Raw genomic sequence first — 14,636 nt, forward strand, 5'->3', positions numbered from 1 at the left:
AAATGGTTGATACTTTGCTTGCTACTGCACTTGATTTAGTCAATCCAAAACACCTACGCAACTGGTTCACAAACTGCTGCTACTGTACTTCATGAACTTGCAATCTGCTGTATAATGCTTGTTATTTGAATCAAATATAGAACCTAACCCCCTACCCCCTTCCCTTGAAGGTAAGGGGAAAAGCCCCTCTCCTACGAGGAGAGGGGTTGGGGAGAGGTCACAATGTACTGCACCCAATTGCAAACCCCAATATTTCCACCTTCTTAGCCCACGCAGCCGGACTTTATTTGTGTAGCCCCAGCCTTCTAGGTGTGGGCGTTATCAAGTAGGATTTAATCAACCAAATGTTGACCCATCCCAGCCCCACATTGAACCTTTCGCATCAGCAAACTCAATGTAAATCCGGTTTGTAGATACACCAAGTTTCTCATTAATTTGCTGACAAAAATCTTGGCTCATTGCCTTTGTTTGCGACGGACTCATGCTACCGACACTTTTAATTTCGACGTAGCAGACGGGATCGAGAGTCCCCCCAAATGTCATCGCCACACTCGGCTCAAAAGCTGTCATCACATAAGATTCCGGTTTGCCTGTATGCTTGGCTAATTTAGCAGAAAGACTTTTCAGCAATCCCTCGACAGCACCCCGATCGGGAGAATCAACAGAAGTTTGAACTTTGATTAGCGGCATAATCTTTTACTCTAATTCCTTTTAAAAGGGATTAGGTAATGGGTAATCGTTATTAGTCATTCGTTATTAGTCCTTTGCTACTAACCAATTACCAATTACCGATTACCAATTACCGATTACCCACCATATTGCCAAGGGGTATTTTCGAGTAAAAGCGGTTTACCCTCGCGGTGGACGCCAGCAGCGATCGCTTCCCCGACATAAACCGTATGATCGCCGTGTTCCACAGCACCGACAACCTTACACTCCACATAACCAAGGGAGTCGGCGATGATGGGACAGCCGGTTTCTTGTCCTAGATAAAATTCCACATCTTCAAATTTATTACCGACGCGGCGCTGCGGCTTGAAGAATTTTTCCGCTAAGTCTTGCTGTCCCTCATCCAGGAAACTAAGCGCAAAAACGCCACTGGCTTTGATCATGGCGTGGGATTTAGAATCCTGCTTAACGCAATTCACAACCAGCGGTGGCTTAAACGAGCCTTGCATCACCCAGCTGGATGTGAAGCCGTTAACTTCTTCGCCATCTTTGACACCGCAGATATAGAGTCCGTGAGGAATCTTACGCAGAATAGTTTTTTTGGCTTGTTCGTCTAGCAAAGTTTTACCTGACAGCTACTGATACATCGCTTAGTTTATCAATGTCTTGGGAAGAAACATCAATCTGGAGATAGTTCCATAGGGGCATGACATTGCACAGCGGTTTCAAATTAAGATTTGGTGGTTGAAACCGCAGCTATACAGACAAAACCTGCCTAGCCTTCGGCACGCTTCGCTAACACAGGTTCAAGAATGATTTTTCCTTAGTCCGCGAAGGCGGACTTCGTTTGTATAGCCGCGATTTCCAATCGCCAGGGCTTAAGTAGACTTAAAAGCAACCGAAGCGCAGAATGAGCGATCGCTTCTTAAGCAACCCCGTACTTTTTAAACCAAGCTTGCAGGCGTTTCCAGCCGTCTTCTGCTTCCTCTTTGCGGTAGCTGGGGCGGTAGTCGGCAAAAAAACCGTGGGGCGTGTCTGGATAAAGGATAATTTCCGAAGCATTGTCTGCTGCTTTCAGCGCCGCCTGCATCTTCTCGACTGTTTCGTTCGGAATGCCGGTATCGCTGCCGCCATAGAGTCCCAGTACGGGCGCTTTCAGCTGATCAACTAGATCGAGAGGATATTTGGGAATGAGGGGCAAAGACTCGCCTACTAGGCGTCCGTACCAGGCAACGCCAGCGTTTAGCGTGGGATTATGTGCCGCATACAGCCAAACGATTCGCCCACCCCAGCAAAAGCCTGTAATTCCCAGTTTATCAGTGTTGCCCTTACTGGACTTGGCTGCCCAAGCAACCGTTGCATCCAAATCTGACATAACTTGAGCATCGGGGACTTTAGAAACTACTTTGGTGATAATTTCTTGAATATCGCTCATCCGGGAAACATCGCCTTGACGCGCATAGAGTTCCGGCGCGATCGCTAAATAACCCAGTTTTGCAAAACGGCGACAGATATCTTGCAAATGTTCGTGGACGCCAAAGATTTCCTGCACAACTAGCACGACGGGGAAATTCTTACCCCTGGCAGGCATCGCCCGATAAGCGGGGATGGCCCCATCTTCTACGGGTATCTTCACTTCACCCGCCACCAAGCCTTTCTTATCGGTAGTGATGACTTGGGCAGAAATGGGGCGAACTGCTACGGCAAACCCTGCCGCCAGCGTAGAGACCATGATAAATTCGCGGCGCGTGAATTTCATCAGCAGTTTTCTCCAAAAAACTTCTTCAAGTCTAGATTGTGCATCAGTTGGGCGGGGATAACCGCCGATGTTCTCGGCAGCAGCCTTCAGCGCTAGGCTAACGCCTCGCTTCGCTAACGCGATCGCGCAATCATATCCCATACGCTTTGAATTGATGCTGACACCTATGAGGACTTACGCAATAACTCTCTAAAACTACTTATTCCTTCGCGTCCTTGGCGTCCTTGGCGGTTCGTTTTTCCATAACGAGAGCGTAAGTCCTGATCTATGTTAAACGGACTTCTCAAAGCCCTGCTTCTCCGGAGCAAAACCTTCCCCCTGGAAGAAGCCGCAGCCGATCAACTGTTACAAGCTGGATCGAGGTGAGTAAAAGCATTTTGCTCATTAGCGATCGCTAGCTGTAGGGGCAACTTATCAATCGCTTCTACTCAAATTCACAGTTTACCGGGAGGGGTGATGCCGCAATATTTTGGAAAACTGCCTACGACAGGGACATCTTGGTCAACAATTGGAACCCTAAAAACCATAGAACGCCACGATCGAGGAATCTACGGCGATTGTGAGAATTCGCGCCTTGCCATTAGCATCCTGGCACCAAACTTAGTCCGAGTACGCTGGGCACCCAGCGGCGATTTGATGCCACGTCGTTCTTGGGCAGTCACCTTGGACGATCCAGAATGGTCAGTCGTACCCTTCCAACTTCGGGAAACTGACGCAGCGGTAGAAATCGAAACCGAGCAGATGCGGGTGTACATCCACCGCCAAGGGTGCCGGATCGAGTGTTTTGATAAAACTGGGCGACCCTTCGCGCAAGATACCGGGATGGGAATGGCTGAACGCATAGGCGCGATCGCTGCCTGGAAGCGCATCGAAGCCGATGAACATTTCTACGGTTTTGGCGAACGCACCAAGCTACTCGACAAACTCAGCGAAGTCCAAACAAACTGGACAGTTGACGCCCTCGATTACAGCTCCTTTACCGATGAAATGTACCAGGCGATTCCATTTTTTATGGCGCTGCGTCCAGAACTCGCCTACGGTATCTTCTTCAACACCACTTTTTGGAGCCAGTTCGACATCGGTGCGGAACAACCGGGCGTCTGGCGGATGGAAACACGGGGCGATGAACTGGATTATTACATCATTTATGGCCCGGAACCGGCGCAAATTCTTAGCACCTACACCCAGCTAACAGGTCGAATGCAACTTCCGCCGAAATGGTCGCTTGGTTATCACCAATGCCGTTGGAGTTACGAATCTGAAGAGGTGGTGCGAGAACTTGCTCAGGAATTCCGCAACCGTCGCATCCCTTGCGATGTAATTCATCTCGATATTGACTACATGAAGGGCTACCGGGTGTTTACCTGGAGTCCCAAACGGTTCCCCGATCCTGCCCAATTGGTCAATGACTTGGCGCAGGATGGCTTCAAGACGGTGACAATTATCGATCCGGGCGTCAAGTACGAGCCGGAAGCCGATTACCACGTTTTCGACCAAGGCATCGAAAATGACTATTTTATCCGTAAGGCAGAGGGCGAGCTATTCCACGGCTACGTTTGGCCCGATAAAGCGGTCTTTCCCGATTTCCTGCGTCCGGAAGTGCGCCAGTGGTGGGGCGACTTGCACAAAAGTCTGACTGAAGTCGGCGTTGCAGGTATCTGGAACGATATGAACGAACCGGCGATAGACGATCGCCCGTTTGGAGATCCGGGGAATAAAATATATTTCCCCCTAGATGCGCCCCAGGGTGCCCAGGAAGAACGCACCACCCATGCTGAAACTCACAACCTGTACGGGCAATCAATGGCTCAATCGGCTTGCGAAGGGCTGAAGCGGCTGCGTCCTACAGAGCGATCGTTTGTGCTGACACGCTCCGGTTTTGCCGGAATTCAGCGCTGGTCGTCGGTGTGGATGGGCGATAATCAATCGCTGTGGGAGTATCTGGAGATGTCGCTGCCGATGCTCTGCAATATGGGACTATCGGGTGTGGCGTTTGTCGGTTCGGATATTGGCGGTTTTGCTGGCAATGCCACGGCGGAATTATTTGCCCGGTGGATGCAAGTGGGAATGCTTTACCCGTTGATGCGCGGTCACTCGGCAATGAGTACGGCAAGACACGAACCTTGGGTTTTTGGCGATCGCGTTGAAGCTATCTGCCGCGAATATATTAATCTCCGCTACCAGCTATTGCCCTACATTTATACGCTTTTCTGGGAAGCCGCAACCACTGGCGCACCGATTTTACGTCCCTTACTCTATCATTTCCCCAACGACCCGAAAACCTATAAACTCTACGACCAAGTATTGCTCGGTTCTTCCCTCATGGCAGCACCCATCTATCGACCAGGGGTGGAATATCGGGCCGTGTATCTTCCTGAAGGCACTTGGTACGACTGGTGGACAGGAGAACGTTACGAAGGCGCGACGCATATCTTAGCTCATGCACCGTTAGAGCGAATGCCGCTATATGCGCGTGCGGGAGCGATTATCCCCATGCAGCCGGTGATGCAATACATGGATGAGCGTCCCCTTGACGAACTGACTCTCCGCATCTGGCCTGGAAATGGCGAGTTTAGACTCTACGAAGATGATGGGCATACGTTTGAATATCAAACGGGTGCCTTTGCAACTACAACCTACCGCGTTGATTCCCAAGGGCAACAAACGAGGGTTGCAATTACAGCGCGAGAGGGCAATTGGACGCCACCCAGCCGCGAAACCATTGTGCAGCTAGTGGGCGTTGGCGAACAGCGTTTCGTTGACGATAGTACGGCGCGTCAACTGACTTTTTAAATTGCCCGGTTCTTGGGTTTGAACCTCACCCCCAGCCCCTCCGTGAAAAAAATTTATTCCTTATCTTCCCCCTGCTTGCGGGGGGATAGAGGGGAGCCGGAGTGAGGAGGTGCTTCTAATGGGAGGCGCGATCAACCAGATTTAATTTCAATCCTTTACGGTTAGCGATTTGCTCTTGAGGGCAAATCGCTTCTTTTGGCATTCTTTACTTTCTATCAGAGCGATCGCAGATCCCAGATTCTCGCTCAAGCCATCTTGCGAAAACTAAAATATATCTAAAGACTGATGCAAAAAATTTAATTAAATATTAAAGCAAAATAAAATTTGCTTAGAAAATTTTATTTTAGCTGTAGATTTGATTTGGGCAGGTGTTGATAACTTCTATAAATCTTTGTTAGAGAGCTACCAAACTTTACACAATCAGCATATCAGAAATATCCAAATGATGTTAAGACCCTGTGCGAACATCCCTGATTTGCATAAGTTCACAATGGGGATCAAAGCTAGATAGACCCATATTCCCAAAGAATGATTCATTGTAATCATCCAATTGATTATGGATAATTATCAAAAAGGTTGCCATAATAGTCTAGAAAGGTAAATTGATTTTTTCCGCATTGCGTAAAGCTAAATTGTTAATTTAGCTACACTTTCACCGGATAGTATTGGTGTTAAACCTAGCAATTCTCTGGTTTTAAAAAACTGATTGACATGAAAACTTTAACAATGCAGCTCGTCCAAGCAATTAGGTGTCCTAACTGTGGCAGTCCGGGTGAACGACATTTCATTTCTAGCAGCCAGCTAACGCGGACACAATGCCGCACTTGTGACTACTTGATGGTGACTTGTTCTCGAACCGGGAGAGTAATCGAAGCATACGCACCCGGTCTGGATGCAAGTCGTCTGTAAAAGCAATCCTCAAAGAATTGCTTTTACAGATTATTTAGAAGCTCGAAGTTGTCCGCAGGCAGCATTCGCTTCTAAACCACGAGAGTAGCGAACGCTAACAGCAATATGCTGTTTTTTCAAAGCTGCCACAAAAGCTTGAATTCGACCGGAATCTGGACGCTGATAGTCAGCATCGTGGATAGGATTGTAGGGAATTAAATTGACGTGAGTTTGGAATCCCCGCAGACGAGACGCAAGTTCATTCGCGTGTTGGGGGAGGTCATTCACACCCGCAAGCAGAACGTATTCAAACGTCAATCTGCGACCTGTTAATTGAACATATTCCCGACATTCAGCTAACAAATCTTCCAGGGGATATCGCTGCGCCGTGGGGATAAGTTTTTCCCGAAGTGCCTGATTGGGTGCGTGGAGGCTAACTGCGAGGGTGATTTGCAAGTGATGTTTCGCTAAATCGAGGATGCGATCGCGTACTCCCACAGTGGAGAGCGTCATCGAACGCTGTCCAATTCCCACATCTTTATTTAGTATCTCTAGCGCTCCCAGAACATTTACCGTATTCAGTAAAGGTTCGCCCATTCCCATAAATACAATATGGCTGACTCGTCGCTTAAAGTCTTCCTGAACCGTTAACACCTGATCGACGATTTCATGGCGTGCGAGATTGCGGGTAAAACCACCCTTCCCCGTAGCGCAGAAGTCGCAAGCCATCGGACAACCCACCTGGGAAGATACGCACACCGTGAGGCGCTTTTCTGTGGGAATACCGACTGTTTCGATAATTTGACCATCTGCCAACCGCAGCAGATACTTCACCGTGTCATCTGGAGCAACAGAACGATGATGTATCGTAGAGCGTCCAATCGGGACATCTGCTACTTGGTCGCGCCACTGCTTAGAAAATACAGTAATGTCAGAAAGCGATCGCGCTCCTTTTTCATAAATCCACTGATGCAGTTGCTGTCCTCGGTAAGCCGGTTGTCCTTGAGCAAGCACCCATTGGGTTAATTCAGCTAAATTTGCCCCTAAAAGGGGAGGAATTGTTCTGGCTGGGTTTTTATTCGTTACCCGCTGTTTATCAACGGGAGCAGTTTCATCAAATTGATTTTGATGCTGACTGCCTGTAGAAGACTGAACCTGAGAGCGGGGCGTAGCAGACATAAATAATCAAAAGTTTTGGCTAGGATCTCTATCCTAGAACCTCTCGATCGACGCTGGGGTTTACTTTATAAGTTTGCCCAATGGGAATCTCAATTTGAAACTCTGCGCCTTCCCCAGGTCGAGATAGACATTTCATCTTTCCCCCATGCTTATCGACAACAATTTGATAGCTAATCGATAGCCCTAGTCCGGTGCCTTGACCAACTGGTTTGGTTGTAAAAAACGGGTCAAACAGTTGCCCCCGGACACTTGCACTCATTCCCGGCCCATTATCTTTAATTCCAATTCTCACCCAATTCTTGTCTAAAAGTTGAGTAGAAATTGTTAAAGTGCTGGGTTTCTTTTTAATTTCTTCTGAGCTTCGCGCTTTATCTTGCTCCTGTAAAGCATCAATCGAATTATTCAAGATATTCATAAATACCTGATTCATTTGTCCGGCATAACATTCCACCAGCGGCAAGTTGCCATATTGCTTGATGACCTGAATAGGCGGAAAGTCTGGTTTATGCTTCAGACGATTGTGCAAAATCACGAGGGTACTATCGATTCCCTCATGAATGTTGACAGGTTTCATCTCGGCTTCATCCAGCCGAGAGAAGTTACGCAAAGTCAGCACAATCTCCCGAATCCGGTTTGCTCCTACTTTCATCGAAGACAAAGTTTTCGGCAAATCCTCAATTAGAAAATCAAGATCGATCTCTTCAACCAAGCCTTGAATGTTTGGATCAGTGTAGGAATAACCCTGCTGGTAAAAGTTAACTAAACCGAGAAGATCCTGAGTGTAGTTACCCACATGGGTCAGGTTTCCGTAGATGAAGTTGACAGGGTTATTAATCTCATGGGCAACACCCGCAACGAGTTGACCGAGGCTAGACATTTTCTCAGTTTGAATTAATTGAGCTTGGGTTTGCCGGAGGTCTCGCAGGGTTTGTTCTAGAGCGATCGCTTGCTTTCTAGCAGTCTCTTCCGATTGTTGCAATGTTTCTTCGGAGAGCTTGCGCTCCGTGATGTCCCGTAGGATGACAATATACTCTTGAAGCTGGCGATTCGAGCGGTGGGAGAGTGTCACCTCGATCGTGCGTAAGCTCGTTTCATCCTGCCGGAATGTCTGTTCGCTGCGACTTTGCCAAATCTCAGGCGACCCAGCTAACCCAGAGAGGAAATCGTTGAGGCGACGCCCAATCAGCTGATGAGCGTCCATCTCGAAAAGGGCAACAGCGGCTGGGTTGGCTTGACGAATCGCGCCGCTCTCATCCAAAACGAGAATGGTATCCGGAACCGTGTCTAGGGCAGTGATAAAAAGATTTTCCGCGTGTTCCCGTGCTTCAGCGATCGCAGCCACTTGAGGCAAGCTAGTCCAGCAGGCAACTGCGATCGCTACAAAAGCGAGCGTCATCAGCAAAATGACTAAAAGATTGTTACTGGCATTCCCAGAAATCTGCCCAATCCCGTTCCGAAGCACCCAGGCGATCGCCGTCGCGCTACAAACCAATAGAATCAGGACGATCACCTGAAAGGCAACAAAATCTTTGACCTGAAAGCTTTTCACCCGGTAACGCTCAATCCACCAGGCTGGGTGGAAAGGCTCAAATGCGATCCGACGAATCGCTGCATCACAAGCCAAAACAGCGATCGGAGACAGCAGCCCAACTAGCACATCTTGCCAGCTCCAACTTAAACCCCCCACTACCAGAACAACCGCCTCGAGGGCGAAGAAGCCCAGCGACCACCAAGGCCAGCGCACTTCGGGTTTGCCTCGCTGCAACCACAAGCCCAGCTGGATTGACATAATGGCGACAAGATAGCCAGTACCCGTTACTACCACAATTCGAGAAATATCTCCCCAAAGCAAATAGATCAAGCTGATGCCAAGGGAAAATATTAGGGCAGGTTGCAGAACGCCTTGCCGGGAGACGACCGCGAAGACGGGTGAAAGGTGTCCGTCTAGGGCAAGTTGGTACAAAATGCGGGGAGAATTAGAAACCGCAGTCGCGCAAGCGAGAAGGCAGCTAGAGACGATCAGGAGGGTCACGATTAAGGAAGCTGACTCGCCCCAGAAGGGCTTTGCTGCTGTGAAAAAGTTCAAGAACGTGTCTTCGCCCAAGTCTGGTACAGTTGCCAAGCGCATGAGTACCCAAGAACCGCCCAGAATGACCGGCGGCATTAGCCAAGCTGCCAAGCTGAGAAATCGCAGCGTTTCTCCAGGGCGTCGGCTGTCGGCGACAAATGCGGAGGCTGTCTCGCAGGCGTAGGCAATGTAGATTGCGAAAAAAGACCACTTTGCCCAATCCACAAAGTTTAAGGTTGACCAGGTGCTAGGAAAAAATCCGGGACTCGCGGGCGAGAAGGCTAACCATCCTAGACCTTGAAGACAAAACACCAATAAGAATCCGACTGCTGGAAGAATGAAAAACGTGTGCAAGATTGCTAAAGCTCGCGTGCCGCTGAACGCGACAATATAAGCAATCAGCGTGAATCCTATTTTCAGAGCCGTTTCCGGACAATCAATCCCTAAAGGTTCTAGATTAGTCTTGATGAGATTCGTGAGGATAATTGGGTTGATTGGCAGATATCCTGCCCAGCCGATGAAGTACGCGATCGCCGCATAACGAGCTAGACCGGGATAGTTTTTGAGTAACTTAGTCGTGTAATTTGGAGTTCCTCCCGATATTTCAGGCCAGTGTTCTCCTAAGCGTTTCACTTGCAGATTCAGCAGCATGCCCACAATCGCTGCGGGCAACCACACAAAGATGGCAGATGATCCTAATGCTGCATGAATTAGCGGGGCTGTGCCAATCCAGGCTAGATGACCTGTGAACCCAAAACCCCAAGTTTCTAAGGCACTCAGGCTGCGCGGCAGGTGCATAGATGAACGCTGATTTAGGCGCAGATTACGATTTTCAACGATAGGATTTTGAGTAATTCGGTCTTCAGTCATCTCTGTTCGATCTCAGCGTGATGGTTCCGCGAATGCTGCCATCACGGTCGTATATAAGTACAGTTGCAATATCAATATCTATCTATCGGATCGGTACTCGCTACCGCTATTTGTCTTAATCTTGCTGCTTGCGATCGTGAAACTTGTTTATTTGCACAATTTGACAGTTTTCGCAAGGGTCAGCAGTAATTTGATTGATTGAATGTTGATTGCCCTTTGAAAGGGGTGTCAGCGTGTCCAGATTTCCACGGAACTGAGACCAGGGGACTGAGAATTGGCTAGAGGCGTGTGAGCGATCGCGATCTAGCTGCTGCTATGCAAGACTTGAATCAAGCATTCGATAAACTATGAAGTGCTAGCAGCGAGTCTTGTCCGGGCTACGCTGGAACTCAATCAAAGCCGATGCTTCTTGATATTTCCTCTCTGCCTTTGGCATTTGAATTTACCTCTCCAGGCCCAATCCTCATTGAGCTGGGACCGTTTACCATTCGCTGGTACGGTCTATTAATTGCCTCAGCCGTATTAATTGGCGTCACCCTTTCTCGATATCTGGCGTCCCGCCGTCACATCAACCCAGATATACCGGGCGATTTCGCACTCTGGCTAGTTGTAGCGGCGATTCCCAGTGCCCGACTTTACTATGTTTTATTTGAGTGGGAACAATACGCCCAAAGACCGGGTGACATCATTGCCATCTGGAAAGGAGGCATTGCCATTCATGGGGCGATCATCGGTGGCACTTTGGCAGCTTTGATTTTTGCCCGAATCCAAAAAATCTCTTTTTGGCAACTTGCCGATTTAGTCGCGCCCTCTGTCATTTTGGGTCAAGCCATCGGGCGTTGGGGCAATTTCTTCAATTCTGAAGCCTTCGGGGCACCTACCGATTTGCCTTGGAAACTGTTGATTCCGGTCGAGAACCGTCCGCCCGATTACCAAAATTTTGCCTACTTCCATCCCACCTTTCTCTATGAATCTCTTTGGAATTTAATAGTGTTTGGGTTGCTGATGACCTTGTTTTTTCGGGATTTGAAGAGACCACGTCTCAAGGCAGGTACGCTGTTTTTGGTTTACATGGTGGCTTATAGCGCCGGTCGCGTTTGGATTGAGGGGTTACGCACCGATAGCTTGATGCTGGGGCCGTTGCGAATGGCACAAGCAATCAGTTTACTGGGAATGGCGCTGGGATTGGCGGGTCTGGCTTGGGTTTATTTGTTGCGTCGTTCTCTGCCAGATGTCGTGTCAGCTTCTAGTGATAACAATGCTACCAGCGAGAACACCCAACGATGAATCCTCCCATTTCACGGGGGCGAGATTAAACCTCAGATGCCTCAACCGTCTTTATAATCGGGCTTTGAGAGTTGAAGTGTCGCGTTAATCAAGTGAATTGGTAGAAAAAGCTAGGTTTCAGGAGAAATTATTCCCAAAAAAATCCCAAAAAAAATGCTCTAGAGTCAAACTCTAGAGCAAAACCAGGGTGCATCTACCATTCCTTAATTACCGGGGAAGTGGAACGAATCCGGAAAGTGTCCGTAATCAATTTAATTTTTTTGACTCGGTAGGCGCAGATAGCTACCGCTGTACGGGAATCAGAAGCAATCTGCAATTTTGTCAAAATTGCAGAACGATCAACAGATGACTGATAAGTTACACACTCTAAAAGAGGTTTGTCTGAATTGGCGACTAAATTTATTGGCGAATCATTGTCTCCTCTGGCACCAGCCGTTTACATTGTCGGTGCAGGGCCGGGAGATCCAGATTTATTGACGGTTAAGGCGCAGAAACTACTCGCGGTTGCGGATGTAATCTTATTTGCCGATTCTCTGGTGCCGGTGCAAATTTTGCAGGGGGTGCGTGCGGATGCAGAGATTATTCGCACCGGGAATAAAACCCTCGAAGAAATTCTGCCAGTGATGATTGAACGAGTGCGATCGCATAAATCTGTGATCCGCCTCCACTCTGGCGACCCCAGCCTCTACGGTGCTGTCTTCGAGCAAATGCAAGCCTTAGCAGAGGCTGACATTCCTTTTGAAATTGTCCCCGGCATCAGTGCTTTCCAGGCAGCCGCCGCCAAGCTCAAAGTTGAGCTAACGGTGCCAGGACTGGTGCAGACGATTATCCTCACCCGGATTAGCGGACGCGCCTCAGCGGTGCCGGAACGAGAAGAATTAGCCTCCCTAGCAGCGCATCAGGCAAGTTTATGCCTTTATCTAGCGGCGCGTCACGTCGAAGACGCGCAAGCGAAACTGATGCAGCACTACCCCGCCGATACACCTGTGGCGATTTGCTTTCGAGTCGGTTGGCCTGATGAGAAAATCTTCCTGGTTCCTTTGGATCAAATGGCAACTGTGACGCAGCAGGAAAATTTGATTCGGACGACGCTTTATGTGATTAGTCCCGCCTTGGGGACGGTGGAAAATACACCAGGGTCTTTGGCGACAGCGAAACGTCGTTCGCGTCTGTACGATCCTGAACATACTCATCTGTTTCGCCAGAAATCCGCGAACCTCTCCCCCAACTCCTCCTTATAAGGGTAAGTTTTGAATATTTAACGCTCCCAAATCGTCAAAAACCTACACCTGTAGGGAAGAAGTTTCCCGGTGCAAAATGTAAGGTGAGAAAAGTCTGATTGGTAACAGCACCCAATGCAGATGAAGCGTTAATAAGCAGATAACCATCCAGGCAATTTTGTAAACTATGCTTTCGCAAATCGTGCGCCCAATGGTTCGCACTCAAATCCGGTTACTCGCTAGCTGTCAGGCAACTCGTTCCACACTGATTGGGACGATTGCCCAGTGGCTGGGCTTTCTCGGTGTACGTGCCCAAGTCACGCACCTCAACGCCGGTTCAGACCAAAAAATTAGCATTTCGCTGACGGTAGACCAACCAGAAGGGTGCGACAAACAAGACTGGCAGCAAATTGTCAGCAACCTTAACCAAGAAACCGATGCAAAGCCAGCGGAGGATTCCCAGCCTCAGCTAACGCCCCAGCAACAAAGTAAGCTACAGCGGTTGCTGGCTTATTTGATTCAGGCGGCGGAACCGGAAGTCAGGATCAGCTGGGAGGTTTGGTCTCGTCAGCTTCAGGCACTCGGTTTAGAAGAACCCATGCTGCTGGGTGTCAGATCGGCATTGAAAGTGCCCCAGTCGCTTGAGCAATTGCTGGAAGGACTCGATCCAGATATTGCAGCGATCGCACTTCCCAAAGCGGTCAGCATTGCCTTGCTCGATCGCCGGGTCAATGCCTCGGAAGACAAGGCTTTGACAGCACTTTTGCAGCTAATGAAGCCACGCAATGAGGGTTGATCGCTGGTTAGTTTTATTCACCCTCGATCAGCAAGGCGATTTTACCTGTAATCGATCCGGCTTCTAACAGTTGGTGGGCGGCGGCGGCGGCTTCTAGAGGGAAAGTTTTAGCCAGGTGAATTTTCAGCGAACCTTCATCAATCCAGGTTGCACACTGTTCTAAAATTTCTGCGTGATGCTGTTGAGCTTCCAGAAGTCCTTGCAATGCAGGGGTTAGCATCAATTCAAAGCTAATCCGGAGATTGCGCGATCGCGCAATCTTCCAATTAGAGTAAGCGGGGTCTGGCTCCAGAATCGTCACCAGATCGCTATAAACTCGCACGGCGGGGAACGTTTTATAGAAGGTTTCTCCGCCCACCGTATCAAAGGCTAAGTCTACGCCCTCTCCTCCAGTCCAATCTAGAACCGCCTGTACAAAGTCAGTTTGCTGATAAAAAATTACCTCATCGGCACCTAATTCGCGGACAAAATCAGCCTTGTCCTGAGAACTAACGGTGGTACAAACTTCCGCACCTTTCAGCTTCGCCAGTTGAATGGCGACGTGACCGACACCGCCAGCACCCGCGTGAATCAGCACCCGTTCCTTGGGTTCTAGCCGCCCCCGTTCAAATAAGGCTTCCCAAGCGGTAATCAGAACTAGAGGGGCAGCGGCGGCTTCTGCAAAGCTTATAGAGGCGGGTTTCTTGGCAACAAATCGCTCATCGACAACCGCCATTTGAGCATAATTTCCCAGCTTTGCCCCCAGTCCACCCGCGCAGAAATACACTTCGTCGCCAACCTTAAACCGCTGGACGCCAGAACCGACTGCTTCCACGACTCCCGACCCATCACAGCCTAAAATAGCGGGCATTTGGTCTGGGTAGAAGGTGCCCCGCTGCCGCAATTTAGTGTCAATCGGGTTGATTCCCGCCGCCCGAAGACGGACTAGGATTTCTGTGTCTTGTTCAATCGTCGGGTTTGGGACTTCCTGAAGTTGCAAGACTTCCGGTGCGCCAGATGCTGTCATCAAAACTGCTTTCATCAGGTCGTTCTTGTTGCTAAGCCAAGGGTCTTTTATTGAGAACTCTACCGCAAGTCTGGGTTCCTAGCGTCACATTGCGATCGCAT

The 14,636-nt window shown here is 49.1% G+C and carries 11 protein-coding genes; 5 read left to right on the forward strand and 6 right to left on the reverse strand.

The features are described from left to right. Positions 1 to 336 precede the first annotated feature (336 nt). The 3 genes from NDI33_RS07050 to NDI33_RS07060 all read right to left on the reverse strand — a co-directional run bounded on the left by NDI33_RS07050 (position 337) and on the right by NDI33_RS07060 (position 2,431). Complete coding sequence (locus NDI33_RS07050) at positions 337 to 690, reverse strand: phenylpyruvate tautomerase MIF-related protein (RefSeq protein WP_190435216.1); 354 nt, start codon at positions 688 to 690, stop codon at positions 337 to 339. Positions 691 to 806: 116 nt separating this feature from the next. Further along, a complete protein-coding gene (locus tag NDI33_RS07055; RefSeq protein ID WP_190677147.1) occupies positions 807 to 1,289 on the reverse strand; it encodes a flavin reductase family protein in 483 nt (160 codons plus the stop codon). Between the two features lie 305 nt (positions 1,290 to 1,594). Then, on the reverse strand, positions 1,595 to 2,431 hold the full coding sequence (locus NDI33_RS07060; RefSeq protein ID WP_190677362.1) for a dienelactone hydrolase family protein: 837 nt from the start codon (positions 2,429 to 2,431) through the stop codon (positions 1,595 to 1,597). A gap of 453 nt (positions 2,432 to 2,884) precedes the next feature. Here NDI33_RS07060 and NDI33_RS07065 point away from each other — a divergent pair, with 453 nt between their 5' ends. Then, positions 2,885 to 5,221: a glycoside hydrolase family 31 protein gene (locus NDI33_RS07065; RefSeq protein WP_190677149.1), complete on the forward strand. Its 2,337-nt coding sequence runs from the start codon at positions 2,885 to 2,887 to the stop codon at positions 5,219 to 5,221. 726 nt (positions 5,222 to 5,947) lie between these two features. Beyond that, positions 5,948 to 6,130 carry a replication restart DNA helicase PriA gene (locus tag NDI33_RS07070; protein ID WP_190677364.1) on the forward strand — a complete coding sequence of 61 codons (183 nt, stop codon included), beginning with the start codon at positions 5,948 to 5,950 and terminating at the stop codon, positions 6,128 to 6,130. A gap of 30 nt (positions 6,131 to 6,160) precedes the next feature. Here NDI33_RS07070 and rlmN read toward each other — a convergent pair whose 3' ends face one another. Next, positions 6,161 to 7,288, reverse strand: coding sequence for a 23S rRNA (adenine(2503)-C(2))-methyltransferase RlmN (gene rlmN, locus NDI33_RS07075; protein WP_190677151.1), 1,128 nt, complete (start codon positions 7,286 to 7,288; stop codon positions 6,161 to 6,163). Between the two features lie 28 nt (positions 7,289 to 7,316). After that, positions 7,317 to 10,226, reverse strand: coding sequence for an ATP-binding protein (locus NDI33_RS07080; RefSeq protein WP_190677153.1), 2,910 nt, complete (start codon positions 10,224 to 10,226; stop codon positions 7,317 to 7,319). A gap of 402 nt (positions 10,227 to 10,628) precedes the next feature. Here NDI33_RS07080 and lgt point away from each other — a divergent pair, with 402 nt between their 5' ends. The 3 genes from lgt to NDI33_RS07095 all read left to right on the forward strand — a co-directional run bounded on the left by lgt (position 10,629) and on the right by NDI33_RS07095 (position 13,529). Then, positions 10,629 to 11,513 carry a prolipoprotein diacylglyceryl transferase gene (gene lgt, locus NDI33_RS07085; protein ID WP_190677155.1) on the forward strand — a complete coding sequence of 295 codons (885 nt, stop codon included), beginning with the start codon at positions 10,629 to 10,631 and terminating at the stop codon, positions 11,511 to 11,513. Positions 11,514 to 11,899: 386 nt separating this feature from the next. Next, a complete protein-coding gene (gene cobM, locus NDI33_RS07090; protein WP_242033210.1) occupies positions 11,900 to 12,754 on the forward strand; it encodes a precorrin-4 C(11)-methyltransferase in 855 nt (284 codons plus the stop codon). A 166-nt stretch (positions 12,755 to 12,920) separates the two neighbouring features. Next, complete coding sequence (locus NDI33_RS07095; protein ID WP_190677157.1) at positions 12,921 to 13,529, forward strand: hypothetical protein; 609 nt, start codon at positions 12,921 to 12,923, stop codon at positions 13,527 to 13,529. A 13-nt stretch (positions 13,530 to 13,542) separates the two neighbouring features. Here NDI33_RS07095 and NDI33_RS07100 read toward each other — a convergent pair whose 3' ends face one another. Continuing rightward, on the reverse strand, positions 13,543 to 14,550 hold the full coding sequence (locus NDI33_RS07100; RefSeq protein ID WP_190677159.1) for a zinc-dependent alcohol dehydrogenase family protein: 1,008 nt from the start codon (positions 14,548 to 14,550) through the stop codon (positions 13,543 to 13,545). Between the last annotated feature and the right edge of the window lie 86 nt (positions 14,551 to 14,636).

This window comes from Trichocoleus sp. DQ-A1 (assembly GCF_039961955.1).
Taxonomy (GTDB): domain Bacteria; phylum Cyanobacteriota; class Cyanobacteriia; order Cyanobacteriales; family FACHB-T130; genus FACHB-T130.

What these genes read in the sequence shown, in the direction of transcription:
- NDI33_RS07050 (WP_190435216.1), bottom strand. Translation starts at nt 690, where the DNA reads ATGCCGCTAATCAAAGTTCAAACTTCTGTTGATTCTCCCGATCGGGGT.
- NDI33_RS07065 (WP_190677149.1), top strand. Translation starts at nt 2,885, where the DNA reads ATGCCGCAATATTTTGGAAAACTGCCTACGACAGGGACATCTTGGTCA.
- NDI33_RS07070 (WP_190677364.1), top strand. Translation starts at nt 5,948, where the DNA reads ATGCAGCTCGTCCAAGCAATTAGGTGTCCTAACTGTGGCAGTCCGGGT.
- rlmN (WP_190677151.1), bottom strand. Translation starts at nt 7,288, where the DNA reads ATGTCTGCTACGCCCCGCTCTCAGGTTCAGTCTTCTACAGGCAGTCAG.
- NDI33_RS07080 (WP_190677153.1), bottom strand. Translation starts at nt 10,226, where the DNA reads ATGACTGAAGACCGAATTACTCAAAATCCTATCGTTGAAAATCGTAAT.
- lgt (WP_190677155.1), top strand. Translation starts at nt 10,629, where the DNA reads ATGCTTCTTGATATTTCCTCTCTGCCTTTGGCATTTGAATTTACCTCT.
- NDI33_RS07095 (WP_190677157.1), top strand. Translation starts at nt 12,921, where the DNA reads ATGCTTTCGCAAATCGTGCGCCCAATGGTTCGCACTCAAATCCGGTTA.
- NDI33_RS07100 (WP_190677159.1), bottom strand. Translation starts at nt 14,550, where the DNA reads ATGAAAGCAGTTTTGATGACAGCATCTGGCGCACCGGAAGTCTTGCAA.